The organism is Pseudoalteromonas sp. PS1M3 (genome assembly GCF_016865405.1).
Lineage (GTDB): Bacteria > Pseudomonadota > Gammaproteobacteria > Enterobacterales > Alteromonadaceae > Pseudoalteromonas > Pseudoalteromonas marina.
In genome coordinates this window covers 1,418,299-1,432,862 of record NZ_AP022624.1, presented here as the reverse complement: position 1 = coordinate 1,432,862, position 14,564 = coordinate 1,418,299, and the positions used below count along the sequence as shown (strand labels likewise).

General features: G+C 39.5%; 12 protein-coding genes. 5 read left to right on the top strand and 7 right to left on the bottom strand.

Annotated features, from left to right (window positions below; translation table 11 throughout):
* Nucleotides 1–73: 73 nt before the first annotated feature.
* Entirely contained in the window at nucleotides 74–451 is a 378-nt protein-coding gene (locus tag PS1M3_RS06580) for a hypothetical protein (protein WP_239104483.1), read from the top strand.
* Between the two features lie 181 nt (nucleotides 452–632).
* On the top strand, nucleotides 633–1,028 hold the full coding sequence (locus tag PS1M3_RS06575) for a zinc ribbon domain-containing protein (protein WP_203986868.1): 396 nt from the start codon (nucleotides 633–635) through the stop codon (nucleotides 1,026–1,028).
* 33 nt (nucleotides 1,029–1,061) lie between these two features.
* On the opposite strand, the gene PS1M3_RS06570 is transcribed toward PS1M3_RS06575, so the two are convergent.
* The 6 genes from PS1M3_RS06570 to PS1M3_RS06545 form a co-directional block, all read right to left on the bottom strand.
* Nucleotides 1,062–1,517, bottom strand: a complete 456-nt coding sequence (locus PS1M3_RS06570) for a GNAT family N-acetyltransferase (RefSeq protein WP_203986866.1) — start codon at nucleotides 1,515–1,517, stop codon at nucleotides 1,062–1,064.
* A gap of 22 nt (nucleotides 1,518–1,539) precedes the next feature.
* Complete coding sequence (locus PS1M3_RS06565) at nucleotides 1,540–2,130, bottom strand: DUF2238 domain-containing protein (protein ID WP_010557365.1); 591 nt, start codon at nucleotides 2,128–2,130, stop codon at nucleotides 1,540–1,542.
* Between the two features lie 101 nt (nucleotides 2,131–2,231).
* Nucleotides 2,232–3,023, bottom strand: a complete 792-nt coding sequence (locus PS1M3_RS06560; protein WP_203986865.1) for an SDR family oxidoreductase — start codon at nucleotides 3,021–3,023, stop codon at nucleotides 2,232–2,234.
* 45 nt (nucleotides 3,024–3,068) lie between these two features.
* Nucleotides 3,069–3,572 carry a DUF962 domain-containing protein gene (locus tag PS1M3_RS06555; protein ID WP_203986864.1) on the bottom strand — a complete coding sequence of 168 codons (504 nt, stop codon included), beginning with the start codon at nucleotides 3,570–3,572 and terminating at the stop codon, nucleotides 3,069–3,071.
* Between the two features lie 88 nt (nucleotides 3,573–3,660).
* Nucleotides 3,661–4,062 (bottom strand): hypothetical protein, encoded by a 402-nt coding sequence (locus PS1M3_RS06550; RefSeq protein WP_203986863.1) that lies wholly within the window; start codon nucleotides 4,060–4,062, stop codon nucleotides 3,661–3,663.
* A 174-nt stretch (nucleotides 4,063–4,236) separates the two neighbouring features.
* Nucleotides 4,237–4,905, bottom strand: a complete 669-nt coding sequence (locus PS1M3_RS06545) for a Crp/Fnr family transcriptional regulator (protein ID WP_008129892.1) — start codon at nucleotides 4,903–4,905, stop codon at nucleotides 4,237–4,239.
* Between the two features lie 495 nt (nucleotides 4,906–5,400).
* On the opposite strand from PS1M3_RS06545, the gene PS1M3_RS06540 reads away from it, so the two are divergent.
* The 3 genes from PS1M3_RS06540 (at nucleotide 5,401) to PS1M3_RS06530 (ending at nucleotide 11,496) form a co-directional block, all read left to right on the top strand.
* On the top strand, nucleotides 5,401–8,370 hold the full coding sequence (locus PS1M3_RS06540; RefSeq protein ID WP_006792260.1) for a TonB-dependent receptor: 2,970 nt from the start codon (nucleotides 5,401–5,403) through the stop codon (nucleotides 8,368–8,370).
* 95 nt (nucleotides 8,371–8,465) lie between these two features.
* A complete protein-coding gene (locus PS1M3_RS06535; protein ID WP_203986862.1) occupies nucleotides 8,466–10,016 on the top strand; it encodes a tryptophan halogenase family protein in 1,551 nt (516 codons plus the stop codon).
* Entirely contained in the window at nucleotides 10,009–11,496 is a 1,488-nt protein-coding gene (locus tag PS1M3_RS06530) for a tryptophan halogenase family protein (protein WP_203986861.1), read from the top strand. The genes PS1M3_RS06535 and PS1M3_RS06530 overlap by 8 nt, the downstream gene beginning before the upstream one ends.
* A gap of 339 nt (nucleotides 11,497–11,835) precedes the next feature.
* Here PS1M3_RS06530 and PS1M3_RS06525 read toward each other — a convergent pair whose 3' ends face one another.
* Nucleotides 11,836–14,403 carry an exo 1,3/1,4-beta-D-glucan glucohydrolase gene (locus tag PS1M3_RS06525; RefSeq protein ID WP_203986859.1) on the bottom strand — a complete coding sequence of 856 codons (2,568 nt, stop codon included), beginning with the start codon at nucleotides 14,401–14,403 and terminating at the stop codon, nucleotides 11,836–11,838.
* Between the last annotated feature and the right edge of the window lie 161 nt (nucleotides 14,404–14,564).

Sequence of the window (14,564 nt, the reverse complement as noted above, 5' to 3'; positions counted from 1 at the left end):
TTGAATTAAGCTAACCCACGAAAAGCGGAGGCTAACACCGTGTGGGAGTCATTATGTCTATATGCCTAAGATTATGAATCGATTATTATTATTAGTTTTACTATTACCAATCTTTATTGTTGGTTGCGAAATTGAAAATGACAACCGTATAGGTTTAGGAATGAAAGTGGATTTCCTTGTAACTTCAGAATGCATGAAGTCTACGATTGAACATACTCAAAATACTCAAAACTTAATTACAAATGACTCAAGTTTTTCTTTTGAACTCGATGAATATGAAGTCAATTTAACTATGTATGTACAAACTGATATTAAAACTAGTTTTGAAATTGATATAGATGGCCAGCATTTAGATGAAGATATCGGTGTGTTTTATCGTAAAACTGACGCTCTTGCGAAAGCTTTTAAAAATAGCATAATTAAACACTGCTCTAATAAAAGCGGCATATAATGAGGCGTTGCAGCTCTAGAATTACTCATTTAAAAAAAACAGCCTGTTTTATGGGTTCCAAATAGCATTACCTAATGCTTTAAAAACATTTAGAGTTAATTACAGGAACCCTTTTTTAATTGAATTTGGCTGTTGGAGCTACTCTACAGTCTTGTTATAAGCCCTAAATAGAATCGAGTTTATGTCTCTGTTAGTTTGTAAAAAATGTAATTCAACAATTGCCCCAAAGGTTAAAACACCTAACGCTAGGGAACGAAATTATGTTTGTCCTGTTTGTGGTACTTCAATTAATACATTTAAGATTATTAATTATGTAATTGGCCTTACTGTTTTGTTCACTCTTTGGGTTATTTCATTTTTCTCTCATCATATAATTGAGGGGAACTTTAGGTTGAATCAAGAGAATCAATTATCATTAATAGCCGTTATTGTACTAGTAACCTTTATTGGCTATGTTACTTACAGACGCTCCAAGGAAGCTGAAAAATCTAAAAAGTGGGTGTTATTTGGTAGTATTGCAGGGTTATTACTTTTAAATGAAATTCATACAGCAGCTTTAAGAGTTTGGGGCCTGTAAGGAGTTTAAAATAAACATTGCTCTTCCCCCCGCTTAATAGTCCTCTTGAGTATTTTCCTCATACACATTTGCAGGGTTTATTTGCATTAGTAGCCCTGGGTTGTCTATCGGTTTAAACCCATATTGTGCATAAAGGCCATGCGCATCAGAAGTGGCTAATAAAAAGCGCCTGATCCCTTGTAGCTCAGGGTGTTCTACTATTGTTTTAATAAGTAACTTGCTCAGGCCACACCCTTGTAGGTGCGGGGTAATAAATACATCTGCCAAGTAGGCAAAAGTAGCGTTGTCGGTAACTACCCGTGCAAAACCAACTTGCTCGTTATTAGGGCTATACACGCCAAAGCACATTGAGTTATCAATCGCTTTTTGCATCACACTTTTAGGTATGCCTTTTGCCCAGTAACTATTAGCAATAAAATTATAAATAACGTTAAAGTTAAGCTTAGACTTGTCTGTACTAATTGAGTAGTTGTGAGGTTGTTGAGTCATTTTTAACTATCCAGTGAAGTATTTAATAGTTTTTTACATACTTTAACTGTGTATCGTGTAGTTTTGAAAGCAGCAGTAACGAGCAAATAGCACCAAATAACGCTAATGCCATATCTGACTGTGTATCCCACACATACCCTTGCGTCCCTAAAAATGCCTCAGCGTTTTCACCGGTCAGTACTGCTACCCACCACTCTATTAATTCGTAAAATGCACTAAACGCCAAACTGACAGATATAACAAATAAAGTTAACCAACCTCGGCCATTCACAACCTGCTTTCGTAGCAGTATTTCGCGCGCTAGCAAAGCGGGTACAAATCCCTGAAAAAAGTGCCCTACTTTGTCATAGTTATTGCGTTCGCTGCCAAATAAATTATCAAATAAAGGTACTTCTGCGTAGGTATAATGACCACCTATCATCAGCACAATACAATGCACTAAAATAAAAAAGTACAATAAAGAGGTTAATTTAAAGTATTTATACGTGCTTGCTATAAGTGCTAAACCAATCATTGCGGGAATAACTTCAAGTAACCAAGTAAATTGATCTTTAGGGTTAATGCCAGACCAAATTAATACACCAAAAAAAAGGCTTAGCCATGCAAATTTCACGAGTATCCTTACCTTATTTATTTAATTTTAATACAGTCTACCTTTTCAATATTAATAAAACCACCGCCTGTTATTTAGCTTAATTAATAGTAAAAGTGCAATTATCTGTAGTTAGTTTTAGCAGTTAATCGATTAAATAAATTAGGAAAAAATCGTTTTATCGTTGGTGCCCAACCACTTAACCCTTGCCCAACAATAACTTCGCCTTTTTTGTTAGCAATCGCTTTAATCATTTTTTTAGCCGCACAGGATACTGCCATGCCGTTTTCAATTGATTCTTCGGGTTTATTTTGTGCGACGCCCTGCTCGTTTAACGAGTTATGTGCAATCGCGGTTTTAATCGAACCTGGGCAAATCGTTAAACAATGAATATTATGCTCTGCTACTTCTGCTCGTAGGCAATCCATAAAGCCCACTACCGCATATTTTGAGCCTGAATAACCCGTTCTAAACTTTGAGCCAACTTTTCCTGCCACACTGCTAATAGCCACGATTGAACCGCTTTTTCTTGCAACCATTGAAGGTAATATCGCTTTTGTCAGTGCTATTAAACCAAAATAGTTAACCTCCATAAGCTGGCGGTATACGTTAAAGTCGTTTTCTAAAAATAAACTGCGCTGCGACACCCCGCCGTTATTAATTAAAATATCGATAGAAGGTAAAGTGTGCAGTAAATCAGTAACCTGAGTCAAAACAGCCTCAGGCGCTGACAAATCAAGCGGTATAATTAAATGCCCATCACCTTCAAGCGTTGCTTTTACTTCAGTGAGCTTTTCAACATTGCGAGCAGATAAAATGACGCGTGCGCCTAGCTTTGCAAATTGAACCGCAAGCTCCTTGCCAATGCCTGACGATGCGCCTGTAACCCACACTGTTTTATTATTAAAATTCATAGGCACCTCTTTGCTCAATGAAGCTTTTGATTTGAGTAAGTGAATTTACGCCTTTGTTGGCCCTGCAATATTGTTCACTTCAATTTCGAGCTGTTTGTAAAAGCCCATTAAAAATAGTAATTCTACAGTTACATACAATGGGCCAATAATTAAGCCAATTAAATCATCAACAAACGCGGGCTTTTTGCCTTCATAATAATGTCCAATAAACTGCAACACCCAACCAAACACAAATACGCCCACGCCAATACTTAACCAAGGCCAAAATGTCATAGCTGCTATAGGCTCAGCAGCAAACAGCAATGCAGTAAACAATATAGCCATAATTAAACCCAGCGATAGACTTAAGATGACGTAATAAATTACCGAAGCTAAAACAAATATCTGGGCACCATTAATAACAACGCCACCAAGTGGTATTTCAATGCGGGCAAGTAAACATAAAACGGCAAATACAATAAGTGGGATACCAAAAAAATGAGTGAGCACATTGCGCTTAGAGCGGTGATATAAACCATATTTGCCCAGTTGTTGTTGAAGTGTTTGCATTGTGTATTCCTCAATAAATATTTAGCTAAACACTAAACATAACAAATAAACGCGTAACAACAATGTCACCTACCCGACATTTTAAAATTTAAGCTAACGCCGAAATAATACTTCCCTTTTCTCGTTCTGGTTGAGTATCCATTCGTTCACGTCCATTTTTATACTCCTGTTCGAGCATTTTTTGTAGTTCGTCCATTTTTTTGTTAATTGAATCACTGTCAGCGCCTTGCTTTTGTAACTGCTCTGATAACTCTTCTATTAATGCTTTTATCTCTGCTATTTTGTCTTTATCGATACCTAAACGTTGGTAAACCAATGCCTCTTGGGCATTTTGTAAAAAGTTATTAGCAACCTTTGGCTCATCCGACTCTTTCGGTTGTTGGGTGGTTTGTTGGGTGGGGACATCTGTTGCCGCACTCTTATTTATTAATGCCGCATTAGTGTCACTTACATAGCTACTATATTGATTTATATAAGAAGTTATCATCATTAGTTTAAATCCATTGCTGCAAAGTATTATCAGTAGCAATTTTGGTTCCAAAAAATGGTGAAAATAAACTAAGTTAAAGCTAGGAGCCAAAAGTCTGGTTAAACAGTTTTGGATTTGTTTTTATTTGGCCAAAAATTTAAATTTTAACTGAAGGTTTATTGTGCAGCGCTTGAGTTAACTAGCAAGCGCCTGCAGTTTACTTACATCCAACACTGTAATGCACTGATACCCCAAACTAATGGCATTTTTTTTAACCAGTTTTTGTAGTATTTGATTTATGGTTTGCCGGGTTAAATAGGTCATATCCGCTAATTGTTGCTGAGACAATGCCAATGGCGCTGAAAAATTAGTTTGCTCACTCAGCATTAATAATCTGTTACATACCTTTTGCTCCGCACTGTGCAATGCATGATCTTCCATTGAAGAAAACATAAGCCGTAATTTTTGTGCCAATAATAAGCCAAACTCCTGCCAATATTCAGGGTGTTTACTTAAAAGTTGCTCTAATGAACGTTGTGGTACATAAAATAACTGAGCGTCAGTTTGTGCGTAAACGTCATGGGTTCTTAAGCCTTTATCAAATAACGTTACTTCACCAAACCATAACGACGCATCGATGAAACTCAAAACAGCCTCTTTACCATTACTATTTACGCCACTAATTCGCATAACCCCACTTAAAACAACGTATATTCCATCATGCGCATCGCCACGTAAAAATAGCGCTTGTTGGGCTTTCAAAGTGAGTATTTTACCGTGAGCTAATAAAAACATTTTTAGCTTGGGGCTACGATTTTTAAACCATTGTCCTTGCTCTATTACTGCTTGCTGATGCGCTTTCATGGTACCTCTTTAACAATCGTACTCACTTTTTGGAACCCAACGATATTTGCTAATTTCAAATAATTCATTAAATTTGATTGCTCCGTTTTTAACTGTATTTCAACTTAACATTATTTGTTAATTTACTTGCACAATAACTCGAATTTATGACAATCCACTCAGATATATCAAGGGTCTAATCATTACATGTTGCGAGATTCAATTACTAGCACCACTTTTAAAGCATATTAATTTGGCTTAATTTTAACGCAGTTTAACCAACCCCTTCACTCACAGTATAAATTACATTTTTCGAACAAATATATTTCATTTTATTAAAACATTAGTTGATCCTTCTATGAAATTGGTCTAGCATTTCTGGAAGCGCTTCCACACAGGCGATTTTTAATTTTTCTTTCTGGAAGCGCTTCCACACATTTGACAATGTTAACATTTACACAATAACAGCCTCATACAAGCTGTTAATAATAATGATAAAAGTACGAGGGAAACCGAATGGCTAACCATATTGTAAGAAAAACAAAGATAGCAACCAGCCTATCTTTGATTTTAAGCGCATCTGTATCTTTACCGTTGCTTGCACAAGAAGAAGCAAATCAAGACGTTGAAGTAATTCAGGTCACCGGCTTTAAAAGTAGCATTAAAGAATCAACTCGATTAAAACGTGATGCCGCAGGTGTGGTAGACGCCATTTCTGCTGAAGATATTGGTAAATTTCCCGATACCAATTTAGCCGAATCGCTACAGCGTATTACCGGTGTGTCGATTGATCGCTCAAACGGTGAAGGTTCTAAAGTGACCGTTCGTGGTTTTGGCCCCGATTACAATATGGTAACCCTAAATGGTCGCACAATGCCTGCTGCATCTCTTCCTGCAGGTGGCGGCACTCCCAATTCTCGTGCATTTGATTTTGCTAATTTGGCATCTGATAGCGTTAAATCAGTTGAAGTTTATAAAACAGGTAAAGCAAGTATTGCCTCTGGTGGTATTGGTGCAACTATTAACATTAACACTGCCCGCCCACTCGACAACCCTGGATTTATTTCAAGTATTGGTGTTAAAGCACTTCACGATACAACTAATCGCGTAGGCGATGACATTACACCTGAGCTTTCGGGTATTATTAGCTGGACCGACAGCGACGCTAAATTTGGCGCATCGTTAACAGCAAGCATGCAACAGCGCGATAGCTCATCAACAGGTGCATTTGTAAATCAGTGGAATACATCGGCTTTTGACGGCACTATTCCTCAAGCAGCTGACGATATTGTTTTAACTAACGCACCAGAGATTGGCCAGCTTTATTCAATGCCATCAGATTTACGTTATACCATAGCCGACAGAGAGCGTACGCGTACAAATGCGCAATTAACATTTCAGTACAGCCCAATTGATGATTTAACAGCCACACTTGATTACACCTACTCTAAACAAGATTTATTTGAAGCACGCGCTGAGCAGTCTCTTTGGATGGACAATTACAAAAGTGCGCTAACCTTTGATGACAACACCGTTAAAACACCTGTCTATTACCGTGAAGAGCGCCGCGATCTACAAACGCGTGATTTAGGTTTAGCATTTCAAGAGTTAAATCAAGTAAATAAAAACGATTCAATCGGCTTAAATGTAGAGTATTACTTTAACTCTGAGTTGAGCTTTATGTTTGATGCGCACAATTCAAAAGCCACAAGTAAACCTGACGCACCATACGGCAGCTGGGTTAATGCTGGCCTTGGTGCAAATGTTATTAATGCACAAGAAGTAGACTTTAGCCGCGAACTTCCTTCTATGAGTATAGATTTTAACGACTGTCGACGCGCTAACTTAAACTGTAACAATACGCTCGACCCTGCAGATGTAGGTACCTCGATATTAGACTCTAATTTTGCAAGCCAAGAATCTGAAGTGAACGAATTTAGGCTTCATGGTAAATATGAGCTGGAAAACGGTGTAATTGACTTTGGCGTAGAATCTCGCTCTATGGAAAGCCATTCACTTCAGTCACTTACTCGTAACACGATGGGAAATTGGGGAGTTGAAAACCCTGGTGAATTACCTGACGGTTATTTAAATCCTACCAACTTTTTAGCTGAGTTTGACGATTACGATACGTCTGGTTCATTTAATCAAGGCTATACGGGCAGCGCTTCACAAATAGGTTATTGGGCAGGCGAGCAATATGGATTTAACTTCGCAGCCGATGGCGCTTTTGCTACAAACCGCACCATAGAAGAAGATATTACTGCGGCCTTTGTTCAGTTCACTTATACTGGTTATTTTAATGACATGCCTTACAACATCGTTGTTGGCGCACGTCACGAGTCAACTGATATTACTTCAACTGCTAATATCGACCTGCCAAATGCCATTGCTTGGGAAGGCAACAACGATTTTAACGTACGCTTTGGCTCAGATAAGCAAGATTTCACACTAAAATCTAGTTATGATCATTTTTTACCCAGCTTAGACTTTGACATAGAAGTAATCGAAAACGTAAAAGCGCGCTTTTCTTACAGTACAACAATTGCCCGTCCAACGTATGATAACTTAAGTTCTGCCGCTACTGTCGGTGTACCGGGAGCGCCAACCTTATTGCCTGGTTCGTCACCAGCAACAGCGTCAACAGGTAATCCTGGTTTAGTGCCGCTTGAGTCAGATAACATTGATGTATCGGCAGAATGGTATTTTGCAGAAACAAGCTATGTATCGGTAGGTTACTACACAAAAGATATCGAAAACTTTATTGGTTTAACGCCAATGACACAAAATTACTATGGTTTACGTGATGCAACTGCGGGCCCTCGCGCGCAAGCTGCCATTGCAGAGCTTGAAGCCCGTGGGCTTGCTGTTACAGATTCAAACTTATTCCAAATGGTTGCTGCTACCGAAAATGGGGTAGATTTTGATTCTATGACTTACGAAGAATTTGAAGCGGCGTACGATGTTATTGCTAACAGCGATGACCCACTACTCGATTTTACTGCACAAGTACCAACCAATAATAAAAGCGCCACCATAGATGGTTTTGAAATTGCATTTCAACACTTTTTTGGTGAAAGCGGTTTTGGCGTTCAAGCAAACTACACTACCGTTAATGGCGATATAGACTTTGATGTAAATGCTAGCCCTTCTACAACGCAGTTTGCACTGGTAGGGCTAAGCGATACAGCCAACTTTATTGCCATGTACGAAAACGATGACTTTCAAGCCCGTGTTGCCTATAACTGGCGGGATAAGTTTTTAAATAGTGCTGCGCGTTACGTTAACGAACCTGGTTTTACTGAAGAGTATTATCAAATCGACTTTAACGTTGCTTACAACTACAGCGAACAGCTTTCGTTTTTTGTTGAAGGTATAAATATTACTGAGCAAAACAGCCGCGAACATGGCCGTACATCAGTGCAATTATGGAACTTACAACAACTAGGCGCACGCTACAATATTGGTATGCGTTACAACTTCTAAAGGTAATACCAAGCAAAGCCGTTAGTTTTTACTAGCGGCTTTTTTGTATTTAAAACGATATAGTTTACGTGTTATCAAGTTTAGGGTTTTAACTCATGACCAAACCAATAAAAAAAATAGTCATTTTAGGTGGTGGTACAGCCGGCTGGCTAAGTGCGGGTTTATTAGCTGCTGAGCATCCACATTTGAGTGTCACGTTAATTGAGTCAGCAAACGTACCAATACTAGGTGTAGGCGAAGGCACGTGGCCTTCAATGCGTAATACGTTACAGCGTATTGGCATTAAAGAAATTGATTTTATAATCCAGTGCGATGCCACCTTTAAGCAAGGTTCTAAATTTATAAATTGGCGCAACCTAAATAAGGGAGAAAACTACTACCACCCTTTTATGGACCCTCAAGGCTACGAGCAAACCAATTTACACGCAAATTGGCAACGTATTGCACCTAACCAAAAGTTTGCTGACGTTGTTAATATGCAAAGTTTTGTATGCCAAGCAGCACTTGCACCAAAACAATTACAAACACCCGAATACGCAGCAGTCACCAACTATGGCTATCATTTAGATGCAGGTAAATTTGCCGAGTTTTTAAAAAAACACTGTCTTAAAAACTTAAATGTTACATATATTACTGACGATGTAACCCACGTTATTAACGACGAGCATGGCTATATTGCCTCATTAAAAACAAATAAAAATGGCGATATAACAGGTGATTTATTTTTAGATTGCTCAGGCTCTCGTGCGCGTTTAATTGGTGAGCATTTTAATAGTGAGTTTATAGCGCAAGATCATATTTTATTTAACAACAGCGCTGTTGCAGCGCAAGTACCTAATGCACACATCAATCAGCCAATTGCCTCTGCAACGCTCTCTACTGCGCAAAGTAACGGCTGGATTTGGGATATAGCCCTACCCACACGCCGTGGCACAGGTTATGTATTTAGTAGTAAATACCAAAGCGATGAAAGCGCAACTGATACTTTAAAAAGCTACATAGCTAAAAGTACTAGCGAGCAACAAGCTGAGCAGCTTAACTACCGTGTATTAAAATTCAGCCCAGGGTACAGACAAAAGTTTTGGATTAAAAACTGTGTTGCCGTGGGTATGTCGGCTGGATTTTTAGAGCCACTTGAAGCCTCTGCACTTGCCATGGTTGAACTTTCAATTAGTATGCTGAGCGAGCAACTACCACAAAACCGCACGCATATGAGCCAACTTGCAAATCGCTTTAACGACCGTTTTAGCACGCGCTGGCAACGTGTTGTCGAATTTTTAAAACTCCATTATGTTTTAAGCGAACGCGACGATACCCCTTACTGGCAAAATATTCGGGATTTAACAACTGCACCAGAGCGGCTAAAAAACTTACTTAAACTTTGGCAATTTCAGCCCCCTAGCCGCTTTGACTTTATTGAAAACGAAGAAGTATTTTCATCAAGTAGTTATCAGTATATTTTATACGGCATGGGCTTTAATACACAAACACCTCAAGCACACAATGCGTTTACCAGCGCTCAAGCTGGCGATTATTTTTATCAGCAAAACCGTGAAAAAATAGCGCAATACTTAAAAGGCTTACCGAGTAACCGCGCGCTTTTAAATGATCTTTTATCTAATAATAGGCAGCCACATAATGACTAAAACAAATGCTGTTAAAAATGTAGTAATAGCGGGAGGCGGCACTGCAGGCTGGATGGCTGCGGCTGCACTTGCAAAATTAATTGGCAAAAATATACACGTTACCCTTGTTGAATCTGACGATATTGGCACTGTAGGCGTTGGCGAGGCAACAATTCCGCCTATTCGTACGTTTCATAAATTGCTAGGTATAAACGAGCAAGCTTTTATGAAAGCCACTCAAGCAAGCTTTAAATTAGGTATTAGCTTTGAAAACTGGGGCGATGAAAACACGCGTTATATTCACTCATTTGGCGCGACGGGCAAAGAATGTTGGGCGGGTGAGTTTCATCACTTTTGGCTACAAGGCAAAACTTTAGGAATACACAACCCATTTGGCGATTACTGTTACGAGCTGCAAGCGGCTAAAGCCGGTAAATTTGCGTTTAACCAACAAAATCCTATTAACTACGCCTACCATATGGATGCTACCCGCTACGCGCAGTTTTTACGTGAATTTTCAGAGCCATTAGGTGTAAAACGTGTTGAAGGTAAAATACAAAAAGTAGTAAAAAGCGCTAATACAGGCCACATAGAATCATTACTTTTAAATAGTGGCGAGCAAATAAACGGCGACTTTTTTATAGATTGCACCGGCTTTAGAGGCTTATTAATTGAGCAAGCATTGCATACGGGCTACGAAGATTGGTCGCACTTATTACCATGCAATAGCGCCATTGCAGTACAAACAAAATCAACAAGCGATACCGTATTGCCACTTACCCGCTCTATTGCCCATAAAAGCGGTTGGCAATGGCGTATACCGCTGCAAAATCGTGTAGGCAATGGGTTAGTGTATTGCAGCCAATATATGGATGACGAACAAGCTACAGCGTTATTGCTAAATAGCATTGAAGGTGAAGCGCTTACTGAACCCCGTGTTATTAAATTTAAAACTGGGCGGCGCTTAAAAGGCTGGAACAAAAACTGCCTTGCGCTTGGTCTTGCAAGCGGTTTTGTTGAACCACTTGAGTCCACCAGCATTCATTTAATTATGTCGGGTATTATTCGTTTTATGCGTTTATTTCCGTTTAATGGCATTACTAATCACGCCATTGACGAATACAACAAACAACTTAAAAGCGAAATTGAAAATATTCGCGACTTTATTGTGCTGCACTACAAAGTAACTAATCGCGATGACAGCGAATTTTGGCAACACTGTAGCGCCATGGAAGTGCCAAAAACACTTCAGCATAAAATTGATTTGTTTAAACAAACTGGCCGTGTATTTTTAGACGATGGTGATATTTTTAGAGTCGACTCCTGGGTGCAAGTTATGCTTGGTCAAGGTATTGTGCCTGAACAGCACCATTTAATAGCCAGCATGATGAGCGATGAAGAACTCGCCCGTTTTTTACACGGTATTAAACAGCAAATAGAACAGCGCGTTAGCCAATTACCGCCGCATCATGAATTTTTAAAACACTATTGCCCTGCATAAATCTCCTCTTTAAAAAAGCCCTTATTAGGGCGCGTTGTTCTTTGGTGGTTGAATTTGCAGCAGTATGTTTGGTTTTTAGGCAAGGCAGAGCCTATGAAGTGTGGTTATTCCCCATAAATAGGCGATAACTCAGCATAAATGCCAAACATGCGCTGCCCGTAGGGTTCTGCCTAGGGGCAATTTACTCTTTGTTTCTCGGTTTTTACTTAGCCCACTAGGTTACAAACCTCTCGCCGCGATTAAATTGCCCCTAGATTGAACAAATTTCAATCCACAAAGATCAACACGCCCTTAGGGCTTTGAGACAACACACAATAAACTTAACTTATAAACACGCTATTACTCACACTTAACCGTGGCGCTATTAGCGCTTTGTGGTTCAAAGCTAATATCTGCAACTGAAACTCTAAACTCTCCTGCCGTTTTAATAATAAATGGGCTGGTTACTCTGGCAAAATCAACGCCCTTTTTAGCAAAACAGGTTAAATCTACACTCATTGTTTGCCATGTATTTAAGGCTGAATTTTTAAGCTCATTAGTAATATTAAGCTCGCCACCACAGCCTTGCTCGCATTTCATACCTAGTTGCACTTGCTCTGTTGGCATTGTATTTATTTTATAGCTAAAGCTAAGCGCTGAATTAGCCTCAATATAAGCTACTTTGTCTTCAGTAAAGTTACTGTTAATTTCGATATAGCTTGTGCTAGAGCCTGTAAAATTAAACGCCATCGCATCTTCTTGAATGGCCTTATCTTCAGTACGATAAGTAATGCCGCCAAGCTTTACACTGTTGCTGGCCACTTGATGCTGCTGGTTATTAGAGTTTAAAAACAAACGCCACGGTGTTTTAACGCTGCCATTAAATATAGACAGCGGCGCAAGGTTGCTTACATCAACACCTGAGTCTTCATTTAGATTATTGCCAAGCGTACTTTCATCTTTGTACGTTAAACCAAAGCCATAGGGTAATAATGGTGAGTAATCAGCATCGCCCTTGTTTACAGCCGTTTGTAGTGGCGATTTAGGCCAAGAGAACGATAACTTACCTTTAAAGTCATGTTGTACTTGCCCATTTATATCCGCTAATAAAACATCAGCAACACCTTGGCCTTCAGTGCCAGGAAGCCATGCAGCTACAAACGCATCAGATGCATTTAGCTCGCTATTAACCCACATGGGTCTGCCCGATATAAACACAGATACAACCGGTATATTTTGCTGTTTTAACGCTTTTAAAATTTTAAGTGAGCGTTTATTACCTCGCTCAAATTCAAGGTTATCTTTATCGCCATGCCCTTCTGCGTATGGCTCTTCGCCAAATACAACAATGGCTACATCGGGTTTAGTATCAAACGTGCCATTTGGACTTAAAATAGCGTTACCGCCTGCTGTATCTATTTGCGCTTTTAATCCGGCATATATAGAGGTAGCTCCAGGAAAGTCTTCATTTTTATTGTTAGTGCCTTGCCACGTAATGCTCCAACCGCCCGATTGTTTACCAATATTATTGGCCGTATCGCCTGCTATAAGTATATTGCTTGATGGGTTAATCGGTAATATATGGTTATTGTTTTTAAGCAGTACTAAAGACTCTTGCACCGCTTGGCGGGCAATATCACGATGTGCTGGCGCACCAATTAGCGCTACTTTACCTGAGAATTTACGCTTGGCAGGGCTTGGTTTTTCAAATAAACCTGCGCGTAATTTAACACGCAAAATACGCGCAACGGCATCATCTATTCTAGCCATAGGAATAGTACCCGCTTTTACTTGCGCTATTGTATTGTTATAAAGTGGTTTCCAAGCATCGGTAGGCACCATAAAAATATCAAGCCCCGCATTGACCGCTTGTGGGCAGCTTTCGTTAGTACAGCCGGCAACTTGCCCGTGGCCATTCCAATCCCCCACTACGAAGCCATCAAAACCCATTTTGGTTTTGAGTACATCGGTAAGTAAGTATTTATTGCCATGATTTTTTTTACCATGCCAGCTATTAAACGACGCCATAACAGACTGGCTACCTGCCGTTAAGCCACCTACATAACCTTGCGCATGTATGTTGTACAAATCTTTTTCGGTATCTATATTATTACCTTGATCGTCGCCATCCACTGTACCGCCATCACCTAAAAAGTGCTTAACAGTACTAATTACGCGTTTATCACTTAAAAAGTCGCCGTCGGCTCTACCTTGTAAGCCATTTACAATAGCGGCTGAATACTTGCGAACAATTGCAGGGTCCTCTGAATAGCCTTCGTAGGTTCTGCCCCAGCGATCATCGCGCACTACAGCTACGGTAGGTGCAAACACCCAATCAATTCCTGTAGCCATTACTTCTACCGCTGTTGCCGCTGCAATTTGCTCTATAAGCGCAGGGTTGTTAGCAGCACCCAAACCAATGTTATGTGGAAATAACGTCGCACCAATGACGTTATTATGTCCATGTACGGCATCAGTGCCCCACATGGTAGGGATTTTACTGCCATCAAGCGTATCATCAACCGATGCTTGATACATATTCTCTGCAAGCGCTATCCAATCAGCAGGTGTAGCATGCTTATTAGCATCGGGAAAAGAGCCTCCACCATTTAAATAAGATCCAAACCCATATTTGCGCATATCTTCAACGGTTATATCGCGAATTTCTGGTTGGATCATTTGCGCTACTTTTTGCTCAAGCGTCATCGACTTTAAATAACCGGCAATTGTATTTTCGATCTCGGTGCTTTTTTGTACTTTGTTTTTAAGTGTTGGCCAAAGTGTTATATCGCCCTGCTCATGCTCCAAAGCGTTAGTATGATTGTTACTAACTTGCGTTTGCTGTTTATTACAGGCTGTTAAAACGCATATTCCTCCCACTAAAAGGGAAAGAATTTTTAATGCTTTTGTGTTTAAGCTTTTTTTCATTGTTATGGCCCTGTGTTGTCTGGGTGTGTTTTTATAATGTAATTTGCTTATTTAAATATAACTATTGACCTGTTAAACAATAGCCACTAACCTAAATATGGAAGCGCTTCCTGAAAGTTATTAAATACTATACCCGTCGATTAATCAAATTAATTATGGAA

Excerpts from the sequence above, each read along its gene's own strand:
- PS1M3_RS06535 (WP_203986862.1), top strand. The coding sequence starts at position 8,466 with ATGACCAAACCAATAAAAAAAATAGTCATTTTAGGTGGTGGTACAGCC.
- PS1M3_RS06525 (WP_203986859.1), bottom strand. The coding sequence starts at position 14,403 with ATGAAAAAAAGCTTAAACACAAAAGCATTAAAAATTCTTTCCCTTTTA.
- PS1M3_RS06550 (WP_203986863.1), bottom strand. The coding sequence starts at position 4,062 with ATGATGATAACTTCTTATATAAATCAATATAGTAGCTATGTAAGTGAC.
- PS1M3_RS06555 (WP_203986864.1), bottom strand. The coding sequence starts at position 3,572 with ATGCAAACACTTCAACAACAACTGGGCAAATATGGTTTATATCACCGC.
- PS1M3_RS06570 (WP_203986866.1), bottom strand. The coding sequence starts at position 1,517 with ATGACTCAACAACCTCACAACTACTCAATTAGTACAGACAAGTCTAAG.
- PS1M3_RS06575 (WP_203986868.1), top strand. The coding sequence starts at position 633 with ATGTCTCTGTTAGTTTGTAAAAAATGTAATTCAACAATTGCCCCAAAG.
- PS1M3_RS06530 (WP_203986861.1), top strand. The coding sequence starts at position 10,009 with ATGACTAAAACAAATGCTGTTAAAAATGTAGTAATAGCGGGAGGCGGC.
- PS1M3_RS06580 (WP_239104483.1), top strand. The coding sequence starts at position 74 with ATGAATCGATTATTATTATTAGTTTTACTATTACCAATCTTTATTGTT.
- PS1M3_RS06545 (WP_008129892.1), bottom strand. The coding sequence starts at position 4,905 with ATGAAAGCGCATCAGCAAGCAGTAATAGAGCAAGGACAATGGTTTAAA.
- PS1M3_RS06540 (WP_006792260.1), top strand. The coding sequence starts at position 5,401 with ATGGCTAACCATATTGTAAGAAAAACAAAGATAGCAACCAGCCTATCT.
- PS1M3_RS06560 (WP_203986865.1), bottom strand. The coding sequence starts at position 3,023 with ATGAATTTTAATAATAAAACAGTGTGGGTTACAGGCGCATCGTCAGGC.